This window comes from Undibacterium sp. RTI2.2, from assembly GCF_035018705.1.
Classification (GTDB): Bacteria; Pseudomonadota; Gammaproteobacteria; order Burkholderiales; family Burkholderiaceae_D; genus Undibacterium.
The window spans coordinates 108,635-130,808 of the sequence record NZ_JASJXN010000008.1 but is presented as its reverse complement, the minus strand read 5'-3'; the positions used below and the strand labels follow the sequence as shown (position 1 = coordinate 130,808).

General features: G+C 48.2%; 20 protein-coding genes. 13 read left to right on the top strand and 7 right to left on the bottom strand.

Translation table 11 applies throughout. The features are described from left to right. Positions 1-162 precede the first annotated feature (162 nt). Positions 163-1,290, bottom strand: a complete 1,128-nt coding sequence (locus tag QN395_RS06600; protein ID WP_323491818.1) for a serine hydrolase domain-containing protein — start codon at positions 1,288-1,290, stop codon at positions 163-165. A gap of 250 nt (positions 1,291-1,540) precedes the next feature. Between QN395_RS06600 and QN395_RS06595 the strand changes: the two genes are divergently transcribed. Continuing rightward, entirely contained in the window at positions 1,541-3,130 is a 1,590-nt protein-coding gene (locus tag QN395_RS06595; RefSeq protein WP_323491817.1) for a DUF1800 domain-containing protein, read from the top strand. Positions 3,131-3,233: 103 nt separating this feature from the next. Further along, positions 3,234-4,454, top strand: coding sequence for a DUF1501 domain-containing protein (locus QN395_RS06590; RefSeq protein WP_323491816.1), 1,221 nt, complete (start codon positions 3,234-3,236; stop codon positions 4,452-4,454). Here the strand turns inward: QN395_RS06590 and QN395_RS06585 are convergent. Then, complete coding sequence (locus tag QN395_RS06585; protein WP_323491815.1) at positions 4,446-6,656, bottom strand: ATP-binding protein; 2,211 nt, start codon at positions 6,654-6,656, stop codon at positions 4,446-4,448. The two genes, QN395_RS06590 and QN395_RS06585, sit on opposite strands and share 9 nt — an antisense overlap. 448 nt (positions 6,657-7,104) lie before the next feature. Between QN395_RS06585 and QN395_RS06580 the strand changes: the two genes are divergently transcribed. Then, positions 7,105-7,350 (top strand): DUF1161 domain-containing protein, encoded by a 246-nt coding sequence (locus QN395_RS06580; protein ID WP_323491814.1) that lies wholly within the window; start codon positions 7,105-7,107, stop codon positions 7,348-7,350. Positions 7,351-7,476: 126 nt separating this feature from the next. On the opposite strand, the gene QN395_RS06575 is transcribed toward QN395_RS06580, so the two are convergent. Both QN395_RS06575 and QN395_RS06570 read right to left on the bottom strand, forming a co-directional pair. Continuing rightward, positions 7,477-7,947: a nuclear transport factor 2 family protein gene (locus QN395_RS06575; protein ID WP_323491813.1), complete on the bottom strand. Its 471-nt coding sequence runs from the start codon at positions 7,945-7,947 to the stop codon at positions 7,477-7,479. A 237-nt stretch (positions 7,948-8,184) separates the two neighbouring features. After that, positions 8,185-8,622, bottom strand: coding sequence for a hypothetical protein (locus QN395_RS06570; RefSeq protein ID WP_416352045.1), 438 nt, complete (start codon positions 8,620-8,622; stop codon positions 8,185-8,187). A 1,050-nt stretch (positions 8,623-9,672) separates the two neighbouring features. Here QN395_RS06570 and QN395_RS06565 point away from each other — a divergent pair. Further along, the gene (locus QN395_RS06565; protein ID WP_322120346.1) at positions 9,673-10,284 is read left to right on the top strand and encodes a GNAT family N-acetyltransferase; all 612 of its coding nucleotides are present in this window, start codon (positions 9,673-9,675) and stop codon (positions 10,282-10,284) included. A gap of 314 nt (positions 10,285-10,598) precedes the next feature. On the opposite strand, the gene QN395_RS06560 is transcribed toward QN395_RS06565, so the two are convergent. From QN395_RS06560 to QN395_RS06550, 3 genes are all read right to left on the bottom strand, one after another. Next, the gene (locus tag QN395_RS06560; RefSeq protein ID WP_323491812.1) at positions 10,599-11,438 is read right to left on the bottom strand and encodes a LytTR family DNA-binding domain-containing protein; all 840 of its coding nucleotides are present in this window, start codon (positions 11,436-11,438) and stop codon (positions 10,599-10,601) included. A 74-nt stretch (positions 11,439-11,512) separates the two neighbouring features. Continuing rightward, complete coding sequence (locus QN395_RS06555; protein WP_323491811.1) at positions 11,513-12,400, bottom strand: sensor histidine kinase; 888 nt, start codon at positions 12,398-12,400, stop codon at positions 11,513-11,515. Next, positions 12,397-12,915 (bottom strand): hypothetical protein, encoded by a 519-nt coding sequence (locus tag QN395_RS06550; protein WP_323491810.1) that lies wholly within the window; start codon positions 12,913-12,915, stop codon positions 12,397-12,399. The genes QN395_RS06555 and QN395_RS06550 overlap by 4 nt, the downstream gene beginning before the upstream one ends. 163 nt (positions 12,916-13,078) lie before the next feature. On the opposite strand from QN395_RS06550, the gene QN395_RS06545 reads away from it, so the two are divergent. From QN395_RS06545 to QN395_RS06505, 9 genes are all read left to right on the top strand, one after another. Beyond that, positions 13,079-13,615, top strand: coding sequence for a hypothetical protein (locus QN395_RS06545; protein ID WP_323491809.1), 537 nt, complete (start codon positions 13,079-13,081; stop codon positions 13,613-13,615). Between the two features lie 69 nt (positions 13,616-13,684). Continuing rightward, complete coding sequence (locus QN395_RS06540) at positions 13,685-13,942, top strand: TIGR03643 family protein (RefSeq protein ID WP_323491808.1); 258 nt, start codon at positions 13,685-13,687, stop codon at positions 13,940-13,942. A gap of 214 nt (positions 13,943-14,156) precedes the next feature. Further along, complete coding sequence (locus tag QN395_RS06535; RefSeq protein WP_322120352.1) at positions 14,157-14,501, top strand: DUF1840 domain-containing protein; 345 nt, start codon at positions 14,157-14,159, stop codon at positions 14,499-14,501. 24 nt (positions 14,502-14,525) lie between these two features. Continuing rightward, on the top strand, positions 14,526-15,392 hold the full coding sequence (locus QN395_RS06530; protein ID WP_322120353.1) for an alpha/beta hydrolase: 867 nt from the start codon (positions 14,526-14,528) through the stop codon (positions 15,390-15,392). A gap of 295 nt (positions 15,393-15,687) precedes the next feature. Further along, positions 15,688-17,412 (top strand): 16S rRNA (cytosine(967)-C(5))-methyltransferase RsmB, encoded by a 1,725-nt coding sequence (gene rsmB / locus QN395_RS06525; RefSeq protein WP_323491807.1) that lies wholly within the window; start codon positions 15,688-15,690, stop codon positions 17,410-17,412. 113 nt (positions 17,413-17,525) lie between these two features. Further along, on the top strand, positions 17,526-18,134 hold the full coding sequence (locus QN395_RS06520) for a DUF4390 domain-containing protein (RefSeq protein ID WP_322120355.1): 609 nt from the start codon (positions 17,526-17,528) through the stop codon (positions 18,132-18,134). After that, the gene (locus QN395_RS06515; protein WP_322120356.1) at positions 18,131-20,485 is read left to right on the top strand and encodes a sensor histidine kinase; all 2,355 of its coding nucleotides are present in this window, start codon (positions 18,131-18,133) and stop codon (positions 20,483-20,485) included. The genes QN395_RS06520 and QN395_RS06515 overlap by 4 nt, the downstream gene beginning before the upstream one ends. 84 nt (positions 20,486-20,569) lie before the next feature. Continuing rightward, a complete protein-coding gene (locus tag QN395_RS06510; protein ID WP_322120357.1) occupies positions 20,570-21,331 on the top strand; it encodes a response regulator in 762 nt (253 codons plus the stop codon). Between the two features lie 6 nt (positions 21,332-21,337). Next, positions 21,338-21,808, top strand: coding sequence for a GTPase (locus QN395_RS06505; RefSeq protein ID WP_322120358.1), 471 nt, complete (start codon positions 21,338-21,340; stop codon positions 21,806-21,808). Positions 21,809-22,174 lie beyond the last annotated feature (366 nt).

Sequence of the window (22,174 nt, the reverse complement as noted above, 5' to 3'; positions counted from 1 at the left end):
TCTCTAATAATCTGGTTTTTAATCAAAATCTGTCAATAAATCTCTATATCGAAAAATATACTCCCTGCAGGTATATTTATATTGTCCATACAAAGTCTGGACAATGAGCCAATTTTACCTAAAAATAAGGGGAGTATATTCGTCTGATCTATTTTTACTCAATTATGGAATCGCCAGCAAAGTCGCCTGCAACAAGCCTGCCGCCGGACCTTTGTTGGCCCAGGTCTGGCTTAAATCGACATCGCCATTGGTGCTGATCATGATCAGGTAGGCTTCGTTTTTGATGTCTATCAAATTGAGTGTGCGGATGCCACCTATCCAGCCTTGGCGCTCGACGATCATGCTGGCGGGTTTATCCGCCTTGGCAGAAAATGGATAAGACCAGACGCCCAATGCACCGCCAACGGCATTCGGTTTCACCATCTCAGCGCGGCTGGCTGGGGACAATAACCTACCACGGCTAAAGGCCTGATCAAAAGCCAATAAATCCCGCAAAGTCCCAAAAGTCGCGCCTGCGGCACCGTAGCTGGCAAAGTTGATCGGGATTTCTGGATTGCCGCTGACGATGCCATGTACATGGTTTACATCGTCGTAATACGGTGGACTGTACATACCGGAATGGGTCATTTTGGCGGGATTGAATATCTTTTGCTGCAATAACTTTTGATATTTGATGCCAGTGACTTTTTCTAGCAGCGCACCTAAGACGATGAAATCGCAATTATTGTAATCAAATGCTTCACCTGGCGCGCGCTGCAAAGGCGCGGCGCAGACTGTTGTGGCATTCAGCTGCATGTCACCGGATGCTGGCGTGCGGGCAAAATAAAACTGCGGTAACTTATCTGGATTAGGCAAGCCAGACATGTGCAACATCAACTGCCGGAGGGTGATTGCCCGCGCTGCCTCGTTAGGGAAATCCGGCCAGAATTTGCCCAGCGGCATATCCAGCGCCAGCTTACCGGCATCCACCTGCTGCATCACCATGACCGAGGTGAATAGCTTGGTAATCGACGCATATCGAAACACGCTATCTTTGCTCAAAGCAGGCTGCCCGGTTTGCGGCTCACCAATAACTTTCTCTAGCAAGATCTGATCACCGTGCGCGGCTAATACCAAGCCCTTAAATCCGTCGGCCTCTAATTTGCTTACTGCGGCCTCAAGCCCGGGATTGGGTGCTGTACCAGAAGCCGCCAATGATAAAGACGGGACAAACAACAGCGATAACAAAGCGCCACCGCATATGCTTGCGACTAAAAAAAACTTGTTTCGAAACTTGATCGAACCTGACATAGTGACTCCAGACAAGATTGAAAGACGTAGGACTTAAGCAAAACCGCCCCAGCCGTGTTATGGACAAGTTACAGCCTGTTACTAAATTTGCAGATTCAGCGAAAAAACCATGATAACTTTTTTCCTTGTGCTGCGTTGTAACTGGACAGCAAAGTCGCTTTCTATACAAGATGCAGGTAGGGCAAAGTGGACTGGTAGCAATTTCACATCAGTTTAAGTACATCTGATTATCGATTTACGAAGGTCAATCATGACAACAAATTCTTTCAATCTGGCGCGCTGCACGATGAACATCGTCGGCATCGGCTCGCTAGTATTACTTGCAAGCTGCGCGAATACGCCGCAAAACCAAATCACACAAACCACGCAAGTTAATAACGCCCCCATAAGTCATGTGCTGGAAGCCGCACACGTAGATCCAGACAAGCTGCTCAACCGCATTACCTGGGGCGCCAATGCGTCGTCCTCACAAGAATTGCGTGCGGCGGGCATGGATCGTTACCTTGACCAGCAATTACGCGGCCGTGTTGCCATCTTGCCACCAGCAATACAGGAACAAATTGATAGTATGACGATTACCCAGCGGCCTTTTGACCAGTTAATGCAAGATCTGGAAACCCGTCGTATCACCGCAGAAAAACAAAAGGGTATTGACGACACGCTAGGCAAAGATTACCAACAAGAATTATCCCGTCTGGCGAAAGAGGCCGCAACCAGATCGCTATTGCGCGCAGTGTATTCACAAAACCAATTACAAGAACAGATGAGCTGGTTTTGGATGAATCATTTTAATATTCATAACGGCAAAGCCAACGAGCGCGCCTTGTTGGGCGACTTTGAAGAGCGTGCGATTCGGCCCAATGCGTTGGGTAATTTCCATGATTTATTACGCGCCACGGTATTGCATCCGGCGATGTTACGTTATCTTGATAATGATCAAAATGTAGTCAATCGTATCAACGAAAACTATGCCAGAGAATTGATGGAGCTGCACACCATGGGTGTCGGCAGCGGCTACTCCCAAGGCGATGTGCAAGAACTTGCGCGAGTGCTGACTGGTTTTGGGGTCAACCAAAATCCCGACACACCGAAGATGAAGGCTGAACTGCAACGACTGTATGTACGCAATGGTATTTTTGAATTTAATCCGCAGCGCCACGATTTTGGCGATAAAAAAATACTCAACAAAGTGGTACATGGTCGCGGCCTGCCAGAGTTGGATGAAGTGATCACCTTACTCAGTCGCCAGCCTGCAACGGCGCAATTTATCAGCCGCAAGCTAGCGATTTATTTTGTCTCTGATACACCGTCCGACGCGCTGGTATCCAACATGGCACAACGGTTTTTACAAACTGATGGCAATATTCCAGCGGTCTTGCGCAGGATGTTTGAGTCGCCAGAATTTATCGCCTCGCTGGGGAATAAATTTAAAGACCCTATGCATTATGTCGTCTCCTCAATACGTCTGGCTTACGACGGCAATCCCATCATGAACACCGGCCCGATGCTGAATTGGCTCAATATGCTGGGGCAGCAGACTAATGGTCGGCAAACCCCCGATGGCTATTCCATGCAAGAAAGCGCTTGGGCCAGCGCCGGGCAAATGGCGATGCGTTTTGATGTCGCAAAATCGCTGGCAAACAATAATCCTGGCTTATTCAAAATAGATAATCAAGCGGCACCGCCGCGCCCGCCGCAACCTGCATTAGTTAACTCACCTTATGTCAAAAATTGGGCGAATAGCTTCAGCGTGGGAACGCAACAAGCATTGATGCAGGCCAATTCGCCACAAGAATGGAACGCGTTTTTTCTGGCATCTCCAGAGATGATGCGTCGGTGATTTACTACGCGGTTTCACTAAACGATTGACAAAAAATTTGTCGGGTGCGCAGTCCAAATAACGTAGCCGACCGATATCAGCACACTAGTACAAAGGAATTATCATGAACCGTCGTGATCTACTCAAAGCATTTGCCGCGCTTTCTGCCGCCAGCATCAGTAGCAGCCTGTTTGCCGCACCAGCCACCCAAAACCGCTTACTCATTGTATTTTTGCGTGGAGGTTACGATGCGAGTAATTTATTGATACCGACGTCAAGTAATTTTTATTACGAAGCGCGTCCCAATATTGCCATCGCCCGTCCGATTAGTGGGAATATTTCGGGAAATACTACGGGTGTCAGCGCAGACCCGAATGCCGCATTGGAACTAAATGCAGACTGGGGCTTGCACCCGGCTTTGCGTGACAGCATTTATCCTTTATACCAAAAAGGAGAAGCTGCCTTTATCCCGTTTGCTGGTACGGATGATCTCTCCCGCAGCCATTTTGAAACCCAGGACAGCATAGAACTGGGACAGCCTTTGGTTGGTACGCGTAATTTTCATTCGGGTTTTTTAAATCGTCTGGCGGATGTGTTGAATGGTGCGCCAGCAATGTCGTTTACCGATCAGTTACCGATCGTCATGCAAGGCAAGGCGCGTATTGCCAACACGTCACTAAGGTCGCCCGGCAAATCCAATGTGGACAATCGTCAGAGCAAGATCATCACGCAAATGTATAGCCAGACCGGTCTGGCGCAGCAAGTCACCGAAGGCTTTGCGGTGCGCGAAGAAGTCTCGCGCGAAATGCAAGAAGAGATGAATTCAGCTAACCGCAATGCGATCTCGACCAAGGGCTTTGAACTGGAAGCAAGACGCATCGCCAAAATGATGCGAGAAAAATATGCGCTCGGCTTTGTCGATGTCGGTGGTTGGGATACCCACGTCAATCAAGGCGGTGCCAGCGGCACATTAGCCAGTAAATTTGATGAGCTGGGGCGCGGACTGGTCGCGTATCAGCAAGAAATGGGCGACGCCTGGCGTAATACGACGGTGGTGGTACTAAGTGAATTTGGCCGTACCTTCCGCGAAAACGGCAAGCGCGGCACCGATCATGGCCATGGCAGTGTGTACTGGGTATTGGGCGGTGGCATCAAAGGCGGCCAGGTCGCCGGTGAGCAAATTCAGCTGGAACAACCCAAATTATTCCAAAACCGCGATTACCCCGTATTGAATGAATATCGCGCCGTCTTAGGCGGATTATTCGCAGGTATTTACGGCTTGAATGCCAGCCAGTTGGATCATGTATTTGCCGGCGTCAAAGCACGTAATATCGGCTTAGTCTGATGCTGGATCGGCAGTTGGTGGTGAGTTTGACGAAGGTGACATGGGCGATGGCAAAGCCAAGGAAGAGATCGGTAATTCAATATAAAAACATGTCCCCGCTTCTGCGTGCTGGCCTTCATATCCGATCTCGCCATGCATTTGATGCATGATCGCCTGGGTGATCGCCAACCCCAGTCCCGTGCCACCTTTGGCGCGGGTATCAGAAGAATCTGCCTGCGAGAATTTTTGAAAAATCCGCTCGCGGAAATCTTCAGGAATACCGCTACCCTGATCGATCACTTCTACCCGCACTTTATTCACCCCAGATAACTTCACCAGGAGTTGTACATCCGCGCCCTTAGGAGAATATTTACAGGCGTTTGACAGCAAATTGGCCATCACTTGCTGAAACCGCCCCTCGTCTACATTGACCGATACCGCCGGAATCTCTTCGCTCAGCGCAATCCGCACGCCCAAGTTTTGGGCAAATGCCTGGTTAGTTTGTACCGCGCTGGTTAATAAGTCACATAATGGCAAAGTCTGGAAAGAGAAATCCATTTTGCCCGCTTCGATTTTTTGGCTATCTAATAAATCATTAATTAAGCGCGTCAGGCTCTCACTATTTTTATGTGCAATCGTAATTAGCATCTGCGCTTTTTCTGGAATGGCACCAACCACGCCGCCTAACAGCAAACTTAGCGAACCGCGTATCGAAGTTAATGGCGTGCGCAACTCATGGCTGACGGTCGAGATAAATTCACTCTTCATCTTCTCCATCTTGCGTCGCTCGCTGATGTCGCGCACGATGACGATCAGTTTGCGTTGTCCTGATATCAGGTAGCGGCTGATCGATAATTCAGCGGGGAATAAGCTGCCATCTTTGCGCATGCGCTCGGCTTCCAGATAAATCAGCCCTGTATTCACAAACTCTGGATAACTCATTGCCAGCGCCATCAAATCTTTACTATCGGGCGGCGCAAAAAATTCTCCGTGCTTGCCAAGGATATCTACAGGATCGTATCCATACATCGCTAAAGCCGCTGGATTGGCAGTTTCAATATTACCTTTGTCATCTACCATGATGATGCCGTCGGCTGCGTTTTGAAATACCGCAAGAAAGCGATCAGACGACTCTTTTAATTCCCGTTTTTGCTGTGTCAGATCTTGTAACAAAGTCGCTTGATTACGGTTGATCACCTCTGCCTGAAGTTTCAACTCTTTGGTAATTTCCAAATCAACTTCACGTCGCTTTAACAAACTAAGTAATAAAGTAAACGCCATAATGACCGCGATCACACCGCCCAAAGCCACCACAACAATTACCCCGCTGATCCTGCGCCAGTCAGTAAGATAAAGATCTTCCTCAATCGAAAAATTAATAATCAAAGGGTATTTATCTAGCGTTTGTATGGCGGCCATACGCATCAGGGGCTTTCCACCATCTGCCATTCGTTCAGTATTGGTGATGATCACACCGGATTTCCTTTTTTGATCATGGACCAACTGATAGGTACTGCCGTTAAGGCTGCGTTTTCCCATTAACTCATTACGTTCAGGCCATCGTGCCAGGAAAGTAAAGTCATCCCGGAACAAAGTGACCGCGGCACGGCCACCGATACTAATTTTTTCATAAAAACTGGAATAGAAGGATGGGGACACACCAATGACCGCGACACCAATAAATTCACCGTCGCTACCAGTTAAGCGGCGACTGATAAAAAATGTCCATTGACCAGTAGCTTTATTGCGTGTGGATGTGCTGACATACTCTTTAAGTGTAGGGTCATTTTTTTGCGTCACAAAGTAATCGCGATTGGAACTATTGAGAACTACCGGAGGGAAACTATGCGAGCTGGCGATTAAATTACCATCTCCATCAAGTAAAAAAATTACGTCAATCTGTGGCGATAATTTCTTTTTTTCAGCCAGTATCTGGTGAAACTCTAGCGTGTTAACGTGAGTATTCAAATACTCAGAATCGATAGTCCAGCGATCCTGTATCCGCTCAACCACATTATCTAAAGCGAGGTAGGCAGTGCCCATTTGCTGGGCCGTATTTTCGGCCAGCATCAGGCTGAACGCCTCGGTCTGCTTTTGCCATTTCTCAACCTCTTGACCGCGCAATACCCAGATGGAGGCAACGGCAGAAACGATGATCGTCAACACCAGAAAAACGCCAAGTGCAGCAGCCAAACGACTGGTCTGTTTTCCGTTACTTTTCATTCGAATGGTTTTATCCTGGCAGCACAAAAATTTATCATCGACTTTCGCTATCGTACACCGACTCATGCGGATTCAGATTGGATAGTCAGCATGAATAGTAAAAACAGTGGATGAACCGATAATAATGAGTATCAACGGACTGTCGCCGGCACATCAACTGCACATCAAGCACCCGTCACTTATCGGTATCAAGCGAGCTCTCATTTTTTAGAAAAGTTGGAAGCAGGCTGGACTGTCACAAAATCCTAATAGGTAGAAATGATACGTTTTTACCATCAAAGTATCATGAATAATCATAAATAATCACAAGTGATTGTCGCAGCCAGATTTATGTGCCATTGTTGCACTGAGGGCAAGAGTTAAAATCACAGATCCATCCACATGGAGCTTGCGCAACATTACTAAGACGATGTTGCCCAAATCCTGACAATGACAAGGAGCGTGTTCAATGAAAAAACTTATCTTAGCAAGCAGCCTGATGTTGGTTTCTGCCTCTGGCATGGCAGCCATCACACCTTGTGCAGAAATCAAAGAAAAGATTGAAGCAAAGCTGGAGGGGAAAGGGGTTAAAAACTATAGGCTGCAAGTAGTCAGTGCAGATACAGAAACCAAAAACCGGGTGGTCGCAAGATGTGACGGTGGACGTAAAAAAATCATTTACCAGAAATCTCACAAAGCTGACCCTACAGAATAGCGTCTCAGGTAAGCTGGTTTGCAAAACAAACTTCTTAGGACTTACGCAATTGGGACTGTTTTGCGTAAGTCCTGACTTCTACATCGACAAACCGGGCTGCCAGATGTCTACGCTAGTTCAGCCCAATTAGCTGCGCTTGCCACGGAAAATCGCCAAGCCTTTGGCAGCTTGGGCTTGCACGGCATTTTTCACCAGCGGCGTCCAGCCCAGTAACCAGCCTTTCAAACCCAAAGCCTGGCGCGACCATTTCCATAAATCAAACTGATCTGTGTGCTGTACGATTTTGCCATCGCGGAAAGCAAAGCTGGCATGAATATCATTGATCACTGTGTTACCCGTTTGCGAGAACGTGTAAGTTGCCACCCAATGCGCCTGCCCGCGCTGATCGTCAGCTGAAATACCGTCAAACACGACAGAAAAATTCTGCGCTTTGCTAGTCAGCATGCGCCACATATCCGCCGCCTCTGCCCCCTGCAAAGAAGGAAAAACCGGATCAGAAAAAATCACGTCAGCGGCATAGCAAGCCGCCATCGCTTCGGCATCCAGACGCTGGAAGGCGGTATAAAACTGGGTGATTAATTGGGCATTCGGATGCATGGGATTTCCTTTTAGCGGATCAGGGCACGGCTGGTTTGACTACATCCTTGGTCATAATTCATGGGGAAATTTTATATACTCCCCCATTATTTTACAGAAATCGCCTTACTGACCAATGATTATATGGACACCTTAAAATACTATATAGGAGTATCTATTTTACGTAGATAGATATCTTGATGCATCGCCAGCAATCATGCGGTGGCGGCAAATCAGGTTTATTCCACCGGCCACCACTTAATGCTTGGCGGATTTGCCTTTGGCACTAGCACTTTCGCTAGCACTGTCCGATGCCGATGCGCTGGCAGAAGGTGCGCTGGCCGAGGCACTTGCACCCGCTTCCATCTTGGCATGCGCCTCTGCGTCTACCTTCTCTGGCTTGACGGTCTCAATTTTATTTTCGCGCATGTAGTCGCTCATCTCTTTCCAACCGGCATACACGGCAGACCTGGACGCCTCGGGATTAAGCACATAACAATCTTCCAGCGCGCGGCCAGAATGACGACATGCGCCGCCAGTGGCACGGCCATCGGCCTCTTTGGCGGCGGCCTCTTTAGCGGGATCAGGCAGCCCAAGGCGATCGCAACCCGCCAGCAAAGTCAAAGCGCAAACGCCGAGGCAAAGAGAGGAACGAAGTGACATCGCAGCACCGATCAGATATGGGGATAGCTGCATGGTAACAAATCCTGCCAAGCATTTCATCTTATCTTGGCGGATTTGTTTGCTTGCGCCAGAAACCCCACGTCAACCCAGATTTTCCAGTAGAAGAGCGACGAGCGTGCCTTTGACATGCTGAGTTGCTAGATTAGACGACGGCGCAAATCGCACAATTAGTCGAGTAGGCGTTCTTTTGCAGGTTTGATTTTTTTGTCCATTTAGTCATACAGTTTATTTGACATATTTAAGCAAAGGCAGCTCATGTTCATGCACATTTCAAGAGATTTAGCGCAAGCTTGCGATTTTTATTCCGTCAGTTATTATTGCAAAATTCAAATTAAATCACGTTAGCGCTTTCAACTAACAACACCGTTATCAATATATGCAAAATCCATATACACCTCCGTTAGCAAATTTAGAACTTCCTCCATCCGAAGAAAACAACTCTGGCCAAGGTCGTGGAGTAGTGCCACCGTATGGCGTCAAAGGTTGGAGTTGGGGGGCTTTCTTCCTCAATTGGATCTGGGCAATTTTCAACAAAACATGAATTAGCCTTCTTTGTCTTGTCCCATATATTGGCTTCATTGCTAGCTTTTATCTTGGTTTTAGAGGGGGAGAGCTTGCATGGAAAAATAAACGCCGGGATAGCCTAGAGCACTTTAATCGTGTCCAGAAAAAGTGGTCTGTTTGGGCACTGGCAATAATTATCGGCACTGCCGTCATCGGAATCTTGGCCGCCATTGCACTTCCTGCCTATCAGCAGTATGTTCGTCACGTACATGGGGGCTAACAATTCAATCCAGCCCGCGTAAGTGCGATTAGCGCAGCATAATCGCACTTACGCCGAGTCATCAGATAATTTCTCTTTGTTCGCACGTCTGGCATCTTCACGATTTTCTCGTCAGATAAGCCTAACTTTCGGCGAGCGATAACCTACTTTGCTGTAAGGCTTACGACGCAGGTGTTCATAAATATTTCAAAAGAAGCAGAACAAACTGCTCATTTTTATCCCATCGATTATTATTGCAAAATGAAAATTAAATCACGTTAAACCAGAGGATAAGCACTTTGACCAACACATGGATACAACACCCCGTTCATCTACGCGGTGAAAAGGTGGAGCTTTGCCCTCTTGAAGCAGATCAACTTGACGAACTTTTTAAAGTTGCCTGCAACCCGGAAATTTGGAAGCAAACGTCGGTTGATTACTCGAATCCAGAGATTTTTTATCCGAACTTCAATGCAGCACTAAGTGATCGTAACGCTGGCAAAGCATATCCATTTTTGATCGTTGATTTGATTGATTCGCGAATCATCGGAACGACGAGGCTCCTAGAAATCCACTCGCTGGATAAAAAACTAGAGATCGGCATCACTTGGATTGATACCGCATATTGGGGAACAGGCGTTAACTTGGAGTGCAAGTTTCTATTGCTTCAGTATTGTTTTGAGCATCTTTTGGCGAATCGAGTCCAGTTCAGGGCAAAGGCTGATAACACCAGATCGCGCAAAGCTCTGGAAAAAATTGGCGCCATTTTCGAAGGTATTCAAAGAAAGGACAAAGTTGAGCCTAATGGTAAGCCAAGAAATACTGCTTTCTACAGCATCACGAATGACGAGTGGTTAGAGGTTAAATCGTCTCTAACCGATAAAATTCAAGCAAGGTATGCGTTGGCTTAACCCATGGTTTAACCGCATTTGCTCCAGCATGGCAGCGCATGAAATTGATAGTAGTTATTGCTAGCTTTCAATTCTCTGGATTCGCCGGAATATTCTACGTTAGCTACCTCAGTTTGAATTTGTCGTCCTTGGCAAATATAGATACTCTTAGTGAGTATTTATTTTCTGTCCATATAATGATTGGACAATCTAACATGTCTCACAAAATTAATTGGGAGTATATACATTTTCACTTAATAGCGATCAATGTAGACAGTCTAAAAATTAGATTCTTTTCCTCAACAAACTAGTTCGGGCAGTTACAGCCGTCCCCGCTACATCTGCTGAAAAAGGTGCGCATGGTTGCGGCTGACTTCTAGTTTTTCTGGATGATTTTTTAGTTGGATTAATTGCCGTCCGCGGAAATCGCGCGTCACTTCGGTAATCGCATCGACCCGTACTAAGGTCGAGCGGTGGATGCGCCAGAACTCATCTGGGTCAAGTTCATCCTCCAGCTCTTTGAGGGTTTTTCGGATCAACACTTCGGTAGTTTCTGTTTGTACCCGAGTATATTTTTCATCCGACTGAAAAAACAAAATCTCCCTCGTGCTGATCATGCGCAGGCTGCTGCCGACGCTAGCTTGTATCCAGCGCAGATAGTCGCGCTTGGCTTGCTTTTGCTGCGCAAGCTGGCTCAGCAAATCCATGATCTGCTGGTTTTGTTCAAGATTCTTTGTTTGGTTTTGCGGCGCTTGTGATGGTGTGGCTTGTGCGGTCAAGGCCAAGCGCTTCTGCAATCGCTCGCAGGTTGCGCGCAATCGGTCTGCATCGACTGGCTTGAGTAAATAATCTAAAGCGCCCTGTTCAAACGCCTGCACCGCATACTCGTCATAGGCAGTGACGAATACGATATGCGATTGCCCTACCAGTTCACGTGCGGCCTCGATCCCGCTTTGTCCCGGCATGCGGATGTCGAGAAAAATAATATCCGGGCGATGTAAATTCGCCAGCTCGACCGCCGCCATACCGTTGCCGGCCTCGGCGATGATCTGCAGCTCTGGCCAGACTTCGCGCAATCTGGCGCGTAACTGATCGCGCATCGGAGGTTCGTCATCCACAATAAGCGCGGTGAGAGGTGTCGGAGGGGTCGAAGATGTCGAGATTGGATTCGTCATTTTTTGATTCACAAAAATTCTGTCAAAATTTACTCTACAAATTTAAGATTTTGCACTTGTTGATTCGATAGGACTTAAGCACGTCCGGAATACGGTATGCGAATACTCACAATCGCTCCACCGGTAATCGGTGCCTCAATCATTAGCTGCGCATCTTGTCCGTATAAAATTTTTAGTCGCTCGCGGATATTACTTAAGCCTATGCCATCGTCGGCATGGACGTTAAAACCGATGCCGCTGTCTCTGACATTGACTTGCAAATAATTGCCTGCGGCAGCGGCGCTGACATGAATTATGCCGCCTTCGGTCTTCGGTTCCAGACCATGTTTGATCGCATTTTCAACCAGGGTTTGTAACATCATCGACGGGAAAGCAGCGTCTGCCAAGTGCACAGGAACATCGAAATTGACTTGCAAACGTTCACGCATCCTAGCTTGCATAATATTGAGGTAAGCCCGCGACAGCGCAACCTGCTGCCCTAATCTGCCACCACCCTGCTCGCGCATTTGCGGTAAAGCCGAGCGCAGATATTGAATCAGATGAGCGTGGATTTGTGCAGCCTGTAGCGGATCGGTTTCTATCAACTGCCCAATCAAGGCTAAGGTATTAAACAAAAAATGCGGCTCGATTTGTGCCTGCAAGGTTGCCATCTGCGCTTCCATCAAACGCCGCTCCAAGGCTTCGACATTGGCCTTGGTAGTAGCATCGGCCGCTTTTAAATCAGCTTGACGCTTGCCACCTGCCAGCACTTTGATTGCGACCGAGCTGATGGCAAAAAACGCGCCTAATTCAGGTGTCCGCAATACCGGACCGACTACCATAAAAACAGCAAAACAGACAATCGCCAGATTCTGCCAGGACACTACCGCCAGCCAATCAAAAAACCGCCACCACAATACGGTTGTGGTTTCAACGATGTCTAAAACGATCGTCAAAATGCGATTATTTCCATTGGATTTCATTGTCCACCGCCACTCTGATCGCCCTGATCAGGATGACTCCCGGCTACTGAACGGGAGTGCTCAAGACGTGTGGCGCGTTGACGACTTTTTCTGGTGGCTAAGACACTCACCAAAATTAAGAGCTTGATCATCAAGAAGCTGAGGAATAACACCAGAGCCAAAGGCAAAATGGTCAACACGATGGCTAATGCAATCGACAAGGTGAGCAATTGCGGCGCAGGCAAGCGGCGCACCCAGCGCAGACCGGTACGGGCAAGATCGATGACAGTCGTCCACAATTCGCTCAATAAAGCGGTAACAGCGTCGAATGTGCTTTCTGGTTTTTGTGTTTGCGAATTTGTTTGTTGTGTTTGCTCTTGCATGATCATGCTCCATTGGTTGTTAGAAGTTCCCGAGGCATTGCTGCCGATATGCACACTATATTTAAGATGGATCAGCGTCACCAGCGCCATACGACCGATTGCTGACTTGAGGGTTTTATTGGTCGATGTGCCGGATAAACGGTAGTCAGGCAAAAACCCAGTGCTATCTGTACAAGGACTTCGGCCTTATCTCTGGCTAAATAGCTAATTGGTGCTTGTAACATACAATAGAAGAACTTCTTTAAGAAAAACATTATCTTAGTTGCGTCCGATTTAACCAAATCATTTGAATTGCCCTTATTAATTGATTGTACAAATGCCTTTATTTTTATCCTCAAAAATGTCACGTCGTTACCCTCACCTGATCGTACTTGCTTGTGCTTTTTTATTGTGTGCTTGCTCACCTAAGTTCGATTGGCGTGAGGTTCGCGGCAGCGATGTGCCGTACACAGTTTTAATGCCCGCCAAGCCAGCCAGTTTTTCACGTGACATGCAATTGGAGGGTATGCAATTTAAAATGGAAATGACAGGCGCAGACGTAGACGGCGTGAGCTTTGCCATCGGTACAGCTAAAATTGAGGATGCGAGCAAAATTGCTGTGGTGTTGGCAGCAATGAAAAATGGCATGGTCAATAATATTCACGGCACCATCGTGAGCGAAAAACCAGGCAAACTTGAGCAGTCGGTTGATGTTGAGGCGCACGGCAATTTGCAAAATGGTCAGCCAGTCCTACTGGTCGCGCGATTTATCACACGCGGACCCTGGGTGTATCAGGCGGTGATTATGGGGCGAGAAAAAGCCGTCACCCCTGATGTGATTGATACTTTTATGACCTCATTTAAAATTAATTAAGTCATTGATTAATTAAGCCATAGGACTTACGCAAAACCATTATCTTTTTATCTTTGAGACTCACACTGTATGAAATTACCAGAACTTGATACCGAAACAGTCGACCGCGTCATACAAATGGCGTGGGAAGATAGAACGCCGTTTGAGGCAATCCAAGTACAATTCGGGCTGGACGAGAAAAACGTAATCGCTGTCATGCGTAAATATATGAAGCGATCCAGTTTTAAGATGTGGCGCAAACGGGTCACGGGGCGCAGTACCAAGCACCTGGCCTTGCGCGATCCTGAAGTGACGCGCTTCCGTTCAGAAGATCAGCGTACCCGTTAATATGACTTAGGTAAGCTGAATGGGTTAAGAATTGCCGAGGCTAATTTTTAGGCATATCATTAATCCGAAGCTTAACTGAACTATTCATCAACCAGCACAAATGAAGAAAACTGTTGTAGCAAGGCCGTGATAGCGGTTTTGTGCAAGCTCTGCCAGACTCCACCAAATTCAATCAAAAATAGCATCAACTCATATTTATCAATAGGGAAAATTCATGTTAATCACGTTCAAATCGAAAGCCGCTACCGAAGTAACCATGTACAAAGAACATGCGCGTCGGATCTTGGACATGCTGAATAAAAATGTCGATCAAGGCATTATCACTGCAGCAGAAACTGCGCATGCGATCCAGGTCATCGAGGCTGCGGTTGCTGACAGCAAAGCGCATAGTGTGTCGGAAGAATTGCAACGCGATATTGATGCGCACCACCACGACGATCAGCATGATAACGAGCATGAAAAAACAGAGACTGTCAGCTTTTCCAGTCGAGCGTATCCTTTGCTTGAAATGCTGCATGCCGCGCATAAAATGCAGAGAGAAGTAATGTGGGGCGTTTAATTTAGTCCCGCGCCGGAGGCAGCAATGACATCGCATATTGATAAAACGCTAGAGTTTAGTTTGTCCGCCAGTGACGGCACGCCGCTATTTGTGCGTGACTGGCCATTGTCTCAGGCAGATGACAAAAAACCGGTGCACGATGGCATTGTGATCATGCATGGTCTGGGCGAGCATTGTGGTCGCTATGCACATGTGGCGCGGTTTTTTAACGCATTGGGATTTGCGGTACGCACTTATGATCATCGTGGCCATGGCGCATCTGGTGGTGCGCGTGGCGATAGTCCTGACGAAGAATCTTTGCTGCGTGATGCCAGACTGGTGATTAATGATTTCAGCAAACATCTTACTGCGCCGCCGCTATTGTTAGGGCATAGCATGGGCGGCTTGTTTGCAGCGCGTTTTGCGACTGCTGGTTTGGCGCCTATCCGTGGATTGATTTTGTCCTCCCCAGCGTTGGCATTACCGATGTCTGGCATGCAGCTGGCATTACTCAAAGTTGCCAGTACCTTGTTCCCTGGTCTTGGTGTTTCTAATGGTTTAAAAACAAAGTATTTGTCGCATGATGCCGAGGTAATTCAGGCCTACATCAACGATACTCAGGTGCACTCCAAAATCAGCGCCCGCTTATTAAATAGTATGCTGGCCTCGATGGAATACGCCCATGATCACGCGCCACAACTTAAAATCCCCGTGCTAATGATCGTGGCAGGTGATGATCACCTGGTTGACCCCGAGGGCAGCCAACGCTTTTTTGTCCGCTTACCGGAAGAAACTGCGCAAGCGTATTTTTACGATGGCTTTTATCACGAGATTTTTAATGAGCTGGAAGCCACCCGTGTCTTTGACGATGTGCGGACATGGCTGGTGCAGCGACATTTCATCGCAGCCTGACCCCAGCTTAGTCACAAAACATAAATACTCCCAGTAGGTATATATTAGTTGTCCATATAAAACCTGCCTGATACATCATTTTTAAGATAAAAATGAGGGAGTATATTAAAATCTAGGATATTTGATATTGGCTGATATTGAGTTATTAGTCATTCTCACGATCTCCTCCTTGCCTTTGCAATTCTCAGTGGCGAACGGTTTTACCTCAAAAGCTGGCTGACTGGAACGCGTTTTTAGCGAATACGCTGGCGCGGCTGTTACACTGGCAGCCAAAATTGTCTAAACGAATGCACATATGCTACAACCGCCAAGAAAAACCTTAAAGATCACTAAAACTGCCGCATCAGGCGCTGTCCAAAAGGACAATAAGACCAATAAATCAGGCAGGCCAGCGACCTCTAAGCCATATGCAAAGTCCGGCCAACCGGCACGGTCGGCACCATTAGCACCAGGGCCAAAATCCTCCCCGTCATCTGATGGCATTGCAGACCAGCGTAGGCCCGGCAAACCGGCGGCAACTGATGCAGCAGCGGCAAGACCTGTAGTGCCAGCCTCATTAAGCCCGTCAAGCTCATCAAACGCCCCTAGCGCGCAGCCAAACGCTTATGTGCACGACACATCGGGCATAGAGTATCTGGATATAAAAGCAGATTCGCTCGCCTTTAGTCTGGTGGGGGCGGCGCAAGCCGTAGCCTATGTATTAGACGGCGTGGCATTGCCACAAGCCTTGGCTAAAGTGTTTACACAAAGCAAGGCAACGCCGCAAATTAAAGGGGCGATTCAAGACATTTCTTATCGCACTATGCGTCAGGTTGGTCGGGTTGATGCCTTACTCACTTTGATGACAACTAAAGCACCGGAACCGGCACTGTTATACGGATTGCTGTGTTGTGCGTTGACTTTACTGGTCAAAAACGAGGCGGAAGAAGATCAGGAACTGCCTTACGAAGCCTTCGTGGTGGTCGACCAAGCAGTTAATGCGGCGGCATCCAGTTCACACATGGCGCATGCCAAAAACATGGTCAACGCGATCTTGCGGCGCTTTCTGCGTGAGCAAGACAGTTTGCTGGCTACCGTGATCAAACAACCAGCGGCGCTGTGGAATTATCCACAATGGTGGATTGATCAATGCAAGGCGGCGTACCCCGATCAATGGCAAGCAATTTTGCGCACAGGTAATCAACATCCGCCGATGACGCTGCGGGTGAATCGTCGTCAGATCACGACTGAGGCGTATCTACTAACGCTGGCAAGCGAACACATAGAGGCAATCCAAATCGGACCGTATGCAGTGCGTCTGACAAAACCGGTGCCGGTGGCACAAATCCCTGGTTTTGAGCAAGGCTGGGTTTCAGTACAAGATGCAGGCGCACAATTATCCGCAAGTTTGCTGGATGTACAAGACGGTATGCGAGTGCTAGATGCCTGCGCTGCTCCCGGCGGTAAGTCTTGCCATATTCTGGAAACAGCCAATGTCGATTTATTAGCCTTGGATGCAGACCCGCAACGCTTGGGGCGGATTGACGAAAATCTGGCGCGCTTGCAATTGTCAGCAGAGGTGAAAGAAGGCGATGCCAGCCGCTCTGGCTGGTGGGATAAACAAGGGTTTGACCGAATTTTGGCAGATATTCCTTGCACCGCATCCGGCGTGGTGCGCCGTCATCCGGATATCCGCTGGTTAAGGCGCAAGGCGGATGCAGTACAGTTATCGACCTTATCCGCCCGGATTTTAGACAATCTATGGCGCATGCTGAAACCGGAGGGCAAACTGCTGTTGGTCACTTGTTCTATCTGGCCGATGGAGTCTGAATTGCAGGCAGCAGCTTTTGCAAAACGTCATAACGCAATCCGTCTGGATGCACCTGGTCAACTTTTGCCGACCGCCATTCTGCCTAATCGGATAACTGCGCAGACAACGGAACAGACCGCCGAGCAAGCCACAGAATCAGACACAACGTCGGCTGAGAACAACGATCATGACGGTTTGTTCTACGCTTTGTTTCAAAAACCCGCCGCTTAGCACTTATTGCTAAAACTTAATAAAATTCAGAGCGACTTTCAAGCTATGATGCGAAAAACCGCACTCATACTTATCAGACAATCATGACCCTTGTTTCGCCTCATCATAATTTTATGATCAGACGCTCTATTCATTTACTAAACGGCCTGTTGGCCGGATGGTTGAACTTGCTGTTGATGCTGGCATTTGCCTGCGTTACTGCCTTAGCTGCACCAGCGGCCTTGGCCGCCGATGTTGAGGTGACCCTGGCAAAACTGGAAACCACCGAAGAAGGTTACCGAATTGCTACCGGTTTTGCTTTTGAGTTAAGTCACGGGCTGGAAGATGCGATCACCCGCGGCATACCGATGGTATTTACGACCGAGGTTGAGCTAAGCCGACCACGTTGGTACTGGTTTGACGAAAAAACCATACGCTCGTCTCAGACCGTCCGCATTGCCTACAACGTCTGGACACGTCAATATACCGCGGCAATCAATGGCGGTTTGCAGCAAAGTTTCAACTCTCTTGATGAAGCCATGGCCTTGGTATTGCGGCCAAGGCGCTGGATCGTCGTAGAACACGGCATTTTGACCAACGGCGCGGTGTATAACGTCGCTGTGCGCTTAAAGCTGGACCTGAACCAGCTACCGAAACCGTTTTTGATCAGCGCTTTAAATAATAGCGACTGGCGACTTGCGTCTGACTGGAAACAGTTCACCTTCAAGGCGGAAGAGAAGTGACACGTTTTCTCCGGTATGCCCTGATTATTGGCGGTGCTCTGATGAGCATCTTACTATTCTTTTTAACCACTGCATCCGAAAATTCTGCCAATTTTGAGCACTATTACGGCTGGTTGCTGGGCGCGAATGCAGTCATTGCTTTTGCGCTGTCGGTGTTAGTCATCACTCTTCTGTGGCGCCTGTTACGGCGGTACCGGACTAAGGAGTTTGGCTCGCGCCTGATGACGCGACTGGTGATGTTATTTGCGTTAGTGGGGATTTTGCCGGGCGCGGTGATTTACGTCGTGTCAGTGCAATTTGTGAGCCGGTCTATCGAATCCTGGTTTGATGTCAAAGTCGAGGCGGCGATTGAATCGGGCTTAAATCTGGGACGCAGTGCGCTCGAGTTCTCATTAGCCGATCTAGAATCCAAAGCCCAAAATATGTCCGGCCGCTTATCAGAACCATCTGAAATGAGTTTGTCTATCCGGTTGGGACGCTTACGAGAACAGCTGGATGTGCAAGACGCCACCATCGTAAACAGCAAAGGGCGCGTCATTGCTACCGCCTCTGCCAATATGGGACGACTGGTGCCAGACTTGCCAACCCCAGCGATGATACGGCAGGCGCGGGTATCGCATGCGTATGCCGCGACTGAGGGCAATTCTGAACCGGTCTCGTTTATTGACAATAGTGCCGCTAATGCCGGCGCCAGCCGCCCCGTTCTGCCAGCGGAGCCACGCGATCTGTTACGTTCGCGCGTCGTGATTGCCCTGCACTCCGCCACTGGCACCAACACAAGTGGTTTGTCTTTGCAAAATGAAGCAATTTATTTGCAATTAATCCATCCCGTACCTACCATGCTCGCCACGCATGCAGAAGCACTGCGCAATGCGTCGGCAGAATATCAAGTCCGCTCCTTAGGACGCGGCAGCTTGAAAACCATGTATATCTTTACCCTCACGCTGACTTTATTGCTGGCAATTTTTGCCGCAGTCACTAGCGCTTTTCTGATCTCAGGCGAGCTGGCGCGCCCTCTTCTGTTATTAGCCGAAGGTACCAAAGCGGTAGCAGAAGGTAATCTCTCACCACGCCCGATCATCACAACCTCGGATGAACTCGGCAGTCTGACGCAATCGTTTAACACGATGACTCGGCAGCTATTTGATGCGCGTGCCGCAGTGGAGAAAAACCGTAGCGAGTTAGAAAACGCCAAAGCCTATTTAGAATCCGTATTGGCTAACATGTCCGCCGGTGTAATGGTGCTTGATCAGCATGCCAATTTAGTCACCTGTAACGAATCAGTAGAGCGGATTTTGCAACGCAGTTTAGAGCATGACATCGGCAAGCCAATTAGCGAGATCGAAGGCATGAGCGGCTTCGCCGTGGCAGTCGATAAAGCATTCTCTGAGCAGCATGCACAATCCGCCGCCGGTGGCGAGGATGAAAACGCGCAGCATTGGCAGCAGCAAATCGAAATCCCACGACTGCAAACCAACAGAACAGAAAGCACAGCGCCTAATAATACTGAAGAACAAGGCATTACCTTATTGGCACGCGGCTCACATTTGCCGGTCTCTTCGGGCAACGGGTACGTAGTGGTATTTGATGACATCAGCAATATTATCTCGGCACAGCGCTCAATCGCCTGGGGCGAAGTGGCGCGAAGACTGGCGCATGAGATCAAAAATCCGCTGACACCGATCCAGTTATCTGCCGAACGTTTACAGATGAAGCTGCAAGACAAGCTGAGCGAAGCCGATGTTGCTATTCTTAAGAAAAGCACAACCACGATTGTCAATCAGGTAACCTCGATGAAGCGCATGGTGGATGATTTCCGCGATTACGCAAAAACACCGCCTGCCGTGCTGACACCGTTAAATCTGACCGCTTTAATTGATGAAGTACTGCATTTGTATATGGCTGGAGATGGGCGGGATGCGATCAAACTCAGGTTGGCCAGCAATCTTCCCTTAGTCATGGGTGACGCTACCCAGCTGCGCCAGGTAATCCACAATCTTTTACAAAACGCGCAAGATGCGGTTGCTGACAACGCCAAACCAGGCGCGATCCCGCAAATTGATGTGGTCGCGGAGCTAGTTCGTTACACCAGCGCCGACAAGGCGGAACGCGCTGCGGTGCGGCTGTCTATCATCGATAACGGGCCCGGTTTTTCTAGTAAAATTTTAGCGCGCGCCTTTGAGCCGTATGCCACTTCCAAACCACGCGGCACCGGTTTAGGCCTGGCGATGGTGAAAAAAATTATTGATGAACATGGCGGTAGAATTGATATTCAAAATCGTAGCGATACAAACGGTGCAAAAATATCGATTTTGCTGTTAAAGTTAGCACCGGATTCAAATGTCGTTTAATTTGATTTCCACTATTGCTATGTGCGATGGAACCCACCAGAGGAACACTGCATGGTAATGGACCAGAATTTAATAAGGTAATTTATGGCAAACATATTGGTCGTCGATGACGAAATGGGCATCCGGGAACTACTCTCGGAGATTTTAGGCGACGAGGGACACGTCGTTCAACTGGCAGAAAACGCCCAGCAAGCGCGCGAAGCAAGAGCGGCATCCCGCCCTGACTTGGTGTTGCTGGATATCTGGATGCCAGATACCGATGGCGTCACACTCCTCAAAGAATGGCAACGCGACGGTATGTTGACGATGCCCGTCATCATGATGTCTGGTCACGCCACCATCGACACTGCGGTCGAGGCCACTCGGATAGGCGCGCTGAACTTTTTAGAAAAACCCATCGCCCTGCAAAAACTGCTGAAAGCAGTTCAGCAAGGTCTGACGCGCACGCCAGAAGTAGCCCGTCCTGCGGCACCCGCTTTACGTGTCATCACTGGCGATTCGCTTGGCAACAGTGGTAACAGTGCTGGCAATAGCCTGAGTAACTCGAATAGCCTGACATCCAGTAGCTTCGCCTCCAGCGCGAGCAATTTTGATCAGCGCAATTTTACGACGGCGCAAAGTCCTCTACCGGCGGTGAATAATCAGTTTGCCAATCTGTCCTTTGATTTGCCGCTGAGAGAAGCACGCGATGCTTTTGAGCGTATTTATTTTGAATACCATCTCAACCGCGAAGGCGGCAGCATGACCCGCGTAGCAGAAAAAACAGGTTTAGAACGCACGCATCTGTATCGTAAATTAAAGCAACTTGGAGTGGAGTCAGTTAAATACGCCAAACGCGGCGAATAAAACTGCATGCAAGAACCTAACTTGCGCACGTTGCCCACATGTCCTACATCAGTCACGCTGGTCAGCGGCGGCAGTTATCAGCAAAGAGAGTCTGCGATTGCTGCCGCTGTACAAAAGATGCAAGTCCTTGCCGGTATCCATAGCGCCAATTCTTTCGGCGTCATACTGGAAGGCTTGCCCAGCGGTGAACTGGCACTCCAAGTCATCAACGATAGATTGTCTGATCCGGCAACAGCACCGCAGACAAAATTAACACCTGCACTACAAATACAACGCATCGCACCCGGCTGTATGTGTTGCATTGGCAACCTCGCCATGCGCGTCACACTCAATCGTCTGTTACGACAAAAACCGAATTATCTGTTTCTGGCACTAGGTAATCCAGAACATTTAACACAACTGCGTGACTTTTTATCACAAGCGCCGTATGTCGACTTGTTAAGATGCGATGCAGATATTATTTTAAGCTCTGGCTGACAAAATAAAGCTCAAAAATTCATATACTCCCCATCATTTTTACGAAAATAGCCATATTGTCCAATCATTATCTGGACAATAAAATATACTCCTACAGGTATAAATAAAATCATTTAATTGAGTCGGTCTCAATCATTCAATATTGAGCTATTTTCTTTAGCAAAGAATCCGCCTAAGTCCGAAAAAGCTAAAGCTCTGCGTTGCCCGGCCGTAACACTAATATGACAAAGATATAAAATTATTCCAGCAAGATGCAAAGTCAAAGGTAATATGAGGTGATAAGCTAAAGAAGGCAGTTGTAGAGGGGAGGCTTGAAATCTGTGCAGATCAGCACCATGTCCTTAGTAACAGAAATTGAAACCACCA

Excerpts from the sequence above, each read along its gene's own strand:
- QN395_RS06600 (WP_323491818.1), bottom strand. The coding sequence starts at position 1,290 with ATGTCAGGTTCGATCAAGTTTCGAAACAAGTTTTTTTTAGTCGCAAGC.
- QN395_RS06595 (WP_323491817.1), top strand. The coding sequence starts at position 1,541 with ATGACAACAAATTCTTTCAATCTGGCGCGCTGCACGATGAACATCGTC.
- QN395_RS06590 (WP_323491816.1), top strand. The coding sequence starts at position 3,234 with ATGAACCGTCGTGATCTACTCAAAGCATTTGCCGCGCTTTCTGCCGCC.
- QN395_RS06585 (WP_323491815.1), bottom strand. The coding sequence starts at position 6,656 with ATGAAAAGTAACGGAAAACAGACCAGTCGTTTGGCTGCTGCACTTGGC.
- QN395_RS06580 (WP_323491814.1), top strand. The coding sequence starts at position 7,105 with ATGAAAAAACTTATCTTAGCAAGCAGCCTGATGTTGGTTTCTGCCTCT.
- QN395_RS06575 (WP_323491813.1), bottom strand. The coding sequence starts at position 7,947 with ATGCATCCGAATGCCCAATTAATCACCCAGTTTTATACCGCCTTCCAG.
- QN395_RS06570 (WP_416352045.1), bottom strand. The coding sequence starts at position 8,622 with ATGCAGCTATCCCCATATCTGATCGGTGCTGCGATGTCACTTCGTTCC.
- QN395_RS06560 (WP_323491812.1), bottom strand. The coding sequence starts at position 11,438 with ATGACGAATCCAATCTCGACATCTTCGACCCCTCCGACACCTCTCACC.
- QN395_RS06555 (WP_323491811.1), bottom strand. The coding sequence starts at position 12,400 with ATGAAATCCAATGGAAATAATCGCATTTTGACGATCGTTTTAGACATC.
- QN395_RS06545 (WP_323491809.1), top strand. The coding sequence starts at position 13,079 with ATGCCTTTATTTTTATCCTCAAAAATGTCACGTCGTTACCCTCACCTG.
- QN395_RS06540 (WP_323491808.1), top strand. The coding sequence starts at position 13,685 with ATGAAATTACCAGAACTTGATACCGAAACAGTCGACCGCGTCATACAA.
- QN395_RS06535 (WP_322120352.1), top strand. The coding sequence starts at position 14,157 with ATGTTAATCACGTTCAAATCGAAAGCCGCTACCGAAGTAACCATGTAC.
- QN395_RS06530 (WP_322120353.1), top strand. The coding sequence starts at position 14,526 with ATGACATCGCATATTGATAAAACGCTAGAGTTTAGTTTGTCCGCCAGT.
- rsmB (WP_323491807.1), top strand. The coding sequence starts at position 15,688 with ATGCTACAACCGCCAAGAAAAACCTTAAAGATCACTAAAACTGCCGCA.
- QN395_RS06520 (WP_322120355.1), top strand. The coding sequence starts at position 17,526 with ATGATCAGACGCTCTATTCATTTACTAAACGGCCTGTTGGCCGGATGG.
- QN395_RS06510 (WP_322120357.1), top strand. The coding sequence starts at position 20,570 with ATGGCAAACATATTGGTCGTCGATGACGAAATGGGCATCCGGGAACTA.
- QN395_RS06505 (WP_322120358.1), top strand. The coding sequence starts at position 21,338 with ATGCAAGAACCTAACTTGCGCACGTTGCCCACATGTCCTACATCAGTC.